Genomic DNA, 6,268 nt, shown 5'->3' on the forward strand with positions numbered 1-6,268 from the left:
CATTTATCTTCCTCGTATTTCCTAACTATAAGAAAATTCTTTAGAAAGCTTACCGGACTTATCCTTTAGACCAGTTTTTTCGATAATAAAACACCTCATTAATCACTTGCTTTATCTTATTTTGGAATAAGCAAATCATTAATCAAGACAACTACTTATCTTTAATAGTCATAAGATATGCTCGTTTTTTGATATTGGCATATATAGATGTTTGGTCCGATTGAGTTTATTTTAGCAGGTGTGTTAGTTGGTTTCTGTGTAGGGATTACTGGTGTCGGCGGTGGTTCACTGATGACCCCTATTTTAATCAGCCTATTCCGGATTGAACCGCACATTGCAATCGGTACTGACCTTCTATATGCCGCAATCTCTAAATTCTGCGGTTCTTTTGTCCATGCAAAAAAAATGAATATTATCTGGCCCATTGTGATCTGGCTGGCAATCGGCAGTATTCCTGCCTCATTTGCAACCCATTGGGTACTTGAGAACTATCTCAGTCAATCTACCCACTATAAAGCAGTACTCACCATGGTACTCGGTTTTATGCTAACGCTGACCGGTATTTCTATTGTATTCCGCGCTTCAATTGAGAAGTTCTTTAATAAATACCGTAAACAAGAACTGCCAGATATGACCCAGGATCTGGAAAAGGTCGATTTTAAATCTGGCAAAAAACGCGCCCTGATTATCATCATGGGAATCGTGCTTGGTGTTTTTGTGACCTTGTCTTCAGTGGGTGCAGGGGCATTCGGTATTATGGCATTGATTCTAATGTTCCCGAATTTGCCGATGATTCGTATTATCGGTTCTGACGTGGTGCATGCCGTACTTCTAACTTTAGTCGCAGGCTTGGGCCATATGAGCGCAGGTAATGTAGACTTTGCTTTGTTAGGCTGGTTACTGGTGGGTTCTATTCCTGCAATCGTGATCGGCACATTGATCAGTTCACGTATGCCTGAGAAAATTATCCGTAAAATTCTGGGTGTTACCCTGTTCTGTCTGGGTGTGAACTTTATGCTCAATCCAGTCAAATCCAAACCTGCCCAACCAGCTCAACCCGAGTTGGTCACCGAAGCAGAAAAATCTCAGGCCGTTTAAACTAAACCTCAGATTCATCACTTTTTTTTCAAAGATTTATTCATCTTTTTTATAACAAAGTGACGCATCATTCATGTTATATTCGGGATATTAAACAACCTTTTGTATGATCGAACCAGTGACGGCAATGAATACACTACAGTCAAATCCTATTTCACAATCAGATATTGATGATGTGAATATCCAAAGCATGATTCCTCTTGTAACTCCAGCACAATTAAAGACTGAGTTGCCTTTGACTGAGAATGCTTATCAAACCGTACTGAAAGGTCGTGAAACGATTCGCAATATTCTGGATGGCAACGATAAACGTCTTTTTGTCGTGATTGGTCCATGTTCAATTCATGACCCCGAAGCTGCCAAAGAATATGCTGAGCGCCTGAAAGTGCTGAGTGAAAAAGTAAAAGACAGCCTGTATCTGGTAATGCGTGTGTATTTTGAAAAACCACGTACTACCATTGGCTGGAAAGGTCTGATCAATGACCCGGACATGAATGACTCGTTCAATATTGAAAAAGGTCTACGCATTGGCCGTAAGCTTTTACTTGAGCTGAATGAAAAAGGTCTGCCATGTGCAACCGAAGCACTTGATCCAAACTCACCACAGTATTATCAGGATTTAATTTCATGGTCAGCGATTGGTGCACGTACTACCGAAAGCCAGACTCACCGTGAAATGTCATCTGGCCTGTCTTCACCAGTAGGTTTCAAAAACGGTACTGATGGCGGCCTGACTGTTGCAACCAATGCCATGCAATCCGTGAAACACGGTCATAGCTTCCTCGGTCTGAACGATCAAGGTCAGGTTGCAGTCATTCGTACTTCTGGTAACCCATATGCTCATGTGGTACTTCGTGGTGGCAATGGCAAACCGAACTATGATGCAGGTTCTGTTGCAGAAGCTGAGACTGCTTTGGCAAAAGCGAAAGTTAGTACCAAAATCATGATTGACACCAGTCATGCAAACTCAAATAAAGACCCGTACTTACAACCATTAGTGCTAAAAAACATCACTGAACAAATTATTGATGGAAATAAATCAATTGTTGGTATTATGGTAGAAAGTCATCTTAAAGGTGGTCGTCAGGATATCCCGGCTAACCTTTGTGATCTGGAATACGGCAAATCAGTGACTGATGGCTGTATCGACTGGGAAACGACTGAAAAGGCATTACTTGATATGCATGAGGCGTTAAAGGATGTTTTACCAAATCGCTAAGCGATTGATCAAAGCGCCATCGTAAGATGGCGTTTGCATTTCTACATAAGGAAAATGATCTGATGAATGAAATTGAAACTGCACTCTGTCAAATTAATAATTTTCAATTCATCCATGAGCACCTGTTTACTTCAGGCCAGCCAACAGCAGAACAGCTTAAGCTAATAAAGGAATACGGGATCTCGACCGTTATCAATGTAGCTTTGAGCGATGCAGAGCCTCACCTAGACCATGAAGATAAAATCTGTCTGGAGCTTGGTCTCAACTATATCCAGCTGCCAATTTCCTGGGAAATGCCATCCGATGATCAATGCCTGCTAGTGCTGGACATGATTGATCATCTCATCAAGCAACAAGCCGTTTGGGTACATTGCAACCAGAACTTCCATGTCAGCAGCCTGATGTATTTATATCGCCAATACTATATGGATATGGATCTACCGACGGCGCAAGCAAGTCTGCATCAGGTCTGGGAACCGAATGACACCTGGACGGGTCTATTGCATGCTGTTGCCTTACAGCTACAAGGCCGTAAAGCAACTGAAGAACTTAAACTGGCAATGATTAATCCTGATCACTTTGCATGAGCGATCAGGACCGTCGCCATAGACAGAATGCCTTCCTGACGCCCAGTAAAGCCCAGCTTTTCTGTTGTCGTCGCCTTAACGCTAATCTGGGTTACATCTACTTCTAGTACATCTGCAATGCTTTGACGCATTTCCAGATTATGCTTTGCCAGTTTTGGACGTTCACAGGCTACAGTAATATCTGCATTATTCAATACATAACCACGATCCAAGATCAGCTGATACACGTGCTTCAACAATACACGACTGTCAGCACCTTTAAAGTTAGGATCCGTATCTGGAAAATGCTGACCGATATCTCCCAGCGCCAATGCACCTAACAAAGCATCACATAATGCATGTAACACAACGTCACCATCCGAGTGTGCTTTGAGGCCATGGGTATGTGGAATTTTCACGCCTGCCAGTGTGACAAAACCACCTTCTTCGAATGCATGCACATCCAGCCCCTGACCAATTCGAATTTGTGCAACCACTGTTTTCATCCTTAGAAATAACCAATTGAAATCTTGTACACTTCGTTTCTATTTCGCTATAGTTAGACCAAGCGTAACACAGTGAAAGTATAAGCGATCATGCTGCTGAAAACTGATATAAAAATGATGAAACTTCTGGGTCTCATGCTGGGTTTGAGCACTTTGGCAACAGGTGCTGCAGCATCCGTACGTCCGCTAGAATGTTCAGATAGCTCACAAGCCAGTAAAGCAACTTCGACGCTGTGTTCCGTGTCTCTGGCTGAATTTAGAAAAAATCTGGCGAGCCAGTATCTCACGGCCTACCTGATTACTGATGCACCTTTAAGTATTATTCAGGATACGCATCAACTATGGCTAACCCGCTTACAACAGTGCAAAACACTAGACTGTTATAAACAGCAGTTTGACGTGCGTTTAGATGATCTGAATATCTTTATTTCTTTGAATCAAAGCCTGACCCAGCATTATTTAAAATTTGAACAGGGCCAGATTGCCAAACAGCCGGCACACCTGAAAGTCCATCAGCTCAGTAAAGACCGCATCAAGATCGAAGGTATTGCCTATCGCAGTCCTAAAAATCGTATAGATACTCAAACTATCCCTTTTTTAGCTTATACCACTCCTGAAGCTAAAACTGAAATCACTGATAACGAAAACGACTGTAAGTATGAATTCCACTATACCAAGGCCCTTCTTTCGGTAAAAACCCAGCAGAAAGGCTGTGAACGCTTTAGCGGTGTCTATCGCCTATATGACTAAAACTCATTCAATTAAGAAAAGATCATCCGAGGATGATCTTTTTTGTTTTAAGCTACAGGATAGGTTTGAGCCACCTGCTGGCTGATCATTGCTGCTGTCGCAGCAGAGAGCGTCCAGCCTAAATGTCCATGTCCGGTATTATAAAACACCCGCTTGTGTTTTCCTTGACGCACGACTGGCATCATATTCGGCATCATTGGCCTTAATCCGGTCCAGGGAATCACATATTCAGTGGAAATATCAAAATTACGATGCGTCCAGTCAATTAAAGGCTGAATCCGGTCAGCACGAATGTCGCGGTTATAACCATTAAACTCTGCCGTACCCGCAATACGCAGTCGGTCTTTACCCAATCGGGAGAGCACAATCTTAGCGCTTTCATCCAGCAGGCTGACCCACGGCGCATTTTGCTGACTTTGTTCATCGTTAAGCTGTACGGTAATTGAATATCCCTTCACCGGATAGACATTGACCCGGTCACCCAACAGATAAGACAGTTGATAACTACCCACACCGGCACAGACCACGATGGCATCAGCTTTCAGTTCCAGTCGTTCTTGCGGATTGGTATTGGAATTTTCACTGCTCGGCATACAACTGATCCGGATATAATCATCCTTCTGCTCTATTGCCTGTACATTCTGACCAAACAGGAAAAGTACACCTTTGTCTGCACAAGCCTTGGCCAGACCTGTAGTAAATTTATGAATATCCCCGGTAGCATCGCTACGGCTAAAGAAGCCGGCATAATAATCACCGGTTAAAGTGGGTTCAATCTGTTTAATTTCTTCATTGGAAATCGCATTGCGTTCCAGCCCGCCACTGCAAAGCAGATCATTGACCTTCATCGCGACCTTATAATCCTGCTCGGTATGATAAAAATGCAAGATTCCCCTTTTTTCCAGATCAAACTCAATCTGTTCTGTTTCAGCAATTTCAAATAAACGTTTACGGGCCAATAACGCCATTTTTACCGTTTCCCGGGTATTGGTTTCGTAATGACGAATATTCCCCATAAATTCCATTAGCCAGCTGTATTTATGCACACTAAAAGACGGGTTGAGCAGTAATGGGGCAGTTTTTTGCGACATCCATTTCAGGCCTTTCAGTACCGTTGCTTTTTGGTTCCAGACTTCTGCATTACAGGCGGAAAGTTGCCCGCCATTGGCATACGAGGTTTCCATGGCAGGGTAAAGATGCTGGTCGACTACAGTGACGTGATACCCTAATAAAGCCAGTTCATAAGCAGTGGTTACGCCGGTAATCCCGGCGCCAATGACAATTACATGACGCATAGACATCTCCTTTTTTATTATGATGTCTGCCCCATCTGTCATTTTTACCTGAGAGCTTTGATTTCAGTATTGGAGATCAATACCTTAACCTTCCCCTTCGGTGAGTGATTCAACACTTCTCTCCAGAGTTTTGCATTATTACAGTCCTTCTGCCTGAGAGTTTCCGGGGTCGTTGCTCCTTCGGCGAATGCGGGTGCATTTCTCTCCTGCAATAATGTGCATATGTATTGTTTTGCAATTTATATACCATGCTATAGCGCTTAATAAAAAATTACTGTGCAAAGTTGTAAAGACACAGTAATTAGCAAGGCTACGTTAGCCTCGCTTAGCTATAAAATGAAATCTAAATGAAGGTGCAGATATTTGATTAGATTTTTGAAACAGAATTATAAGTTAATTAAAAATTTTAATTTGCTTAGGCTATTTTAAGTAAAAAATTTCTCTATTGGATTCTTTCAACTCAGATGATAAAAGTTAAGAATAATGGCAAGGTTAATCCTGCAACCAGGGTCTGCACACTAATAACTTTCGCCATGAGTTCACTGTCTCCACCCAGAACTTTGGTCAATACATATGAAGCAGAAGCGGTTGGTAATGCGAAAAACAATACCAGCACTTGAGTCGTCAGCGTGGAAATTCCCAGTATCTTGCATACCCCCAAACCAAGCAATGGCATGCAGATCATACGCCCAGTTGTGTTCCAGACAATGCGCCATAAATCCAGATTAATTTGCCCAAACTTTAATGCTGCCCCGACACACATCAAACCTAAAGGCAAACTGCATGCTGCCATTTGTTTCAATAACTGGTTCATCCCCTGCCATATCCCCAATC

At 42.5% G+C, this 6,268-nt stretch carries 7 protein-coding genes and 1 riboswitch; of the genes, 4 read left to right on the top strand and 3 right to left on the bottom strand.

What is annotated here, in order from left to right; translation table 11 throughout:
* The first annotated feature begins 207 nt into the window (after nucleotides 1-207).
* The 3 genes from B4033_RS00940 (at nucleotide 208) to B4033_RS00950 (ending at nucleotide 2,904) form a co-directional block, all read left to right on the top strand.
* Complete coding sequence (locus B4033_RS00940; protein WP_004809572.1) at nucleotides 208-1,098, top strand: sulfite exporter TauE/SafE family protein; 891 nt, start codon at nucleotides 208-210, stop codon at nucleotides 1,096-1,098.
* A 127-nt stretch (nucleotides 1,099-1,225) separates the two neighbouring features.
* Complete coding sequence (locus tag B4033_RS00945; RefSeq protein ID WP_111810749.1) at nucleotides 1,226-2,317, top strand: 3-deoxy-7-phosphoheptulonate synthase; 1,092 nt, start codon at nucleotides 1,226-1,228, stop codon at nucleotides 2,315-2,317.
* A 62-nt stretch (nucleotides 2,318-2,379) separates the two neighbouring features.
* On the top strand, nucleotides 2,380-2,904 hold the full coding sequence (locus B4033_RS00950) for a protein tyrosine phosphatase family protein (protein WP_286831215.1): 525 nt from the start codon (nucleotides 2,380-2,382) through the stop codon (nucleotides 2,902-2,904).
* Here B4033_RS00950 and ispF read toward each other — a convergent pair.
* Nucleotides 2,892-3,380, bottom strand: coding sequence for a 2-C-methyl-D-erythritol 2,4-cyclodiphosphate synthase (ispF, locus tag B4033_RS00955; protein ID WP_103800118.1), 489 nt, complete (start codon nucleotides 3,378-3,380; stop codon nucleotides 2,892-2,894). The genes B4033_RS00950 and ispF overlap by 13 nt on opposite strands.
* A 99-nt stretch (nucleotides 3,381-3,479) precedes the next feature.
* Between ispF and B4033_RS00960 the strand changes: the two genes are divergently transcribed.
* Nucleotides 3,480-4,139 carry an A1S_1983 family putative colistin resistance protein gene (locus B4033_RS00960; protein ID WP_286831219.1) on the top strand — a complete coding sequence of 220 codons (660 nt, stop codon included), beginning with the start codon at nucleotides 3,480-3,482 and terminating at the stop codon, nucleotides 4,137-4,139.
* Nucleotides 4,140-4,186: 47 nt separating this feature from the next.
* Here the strand turns inward: B4033_RS00960 and B4033_RS00965 are convergent, their stop codons facing one another.
* Nucleotides 4,187-5,434 carry a D-amino acid dehydrogenase gene (locus B4033_RS00965; protein WP_376745282.1) on the bottom strand — a complete coding sequence of 416 codons (1,248 nt, stop codon included), beginning with the start codon at nucleotides 5,432-5,434 and terminating at the stop codon, nucleotides 4,187-4,189.
* Between the two features lie 131 nt (nucleotides 5,435-5,565).
* A riboswitch (glycine riboswitch) is annotated at nucleotides 5,566-5,653 on the bottom strand.
* Between the two features lie 241 nt (nucleotides 5,654-5,894).
* Nucleotides 5,895-6,268, bottom strand: a 374-nt coding sequence (locus B4033_RS00970) for an AEC family transporter (protein ID WP_286831224.1), incomplete at its 5' end; no start/stop codon positions are given.

The sequence above is a fragment of the Acinetobacter sp. UBA3132 genome (assembly GCF_002364825.1).
Lineage (GTDB): Bacteria > Pseudomonadota > Gammaproteobacteria > Pseudomonadales > Moraxellaceae > Acinetobacter > Acinetobacter schindleri.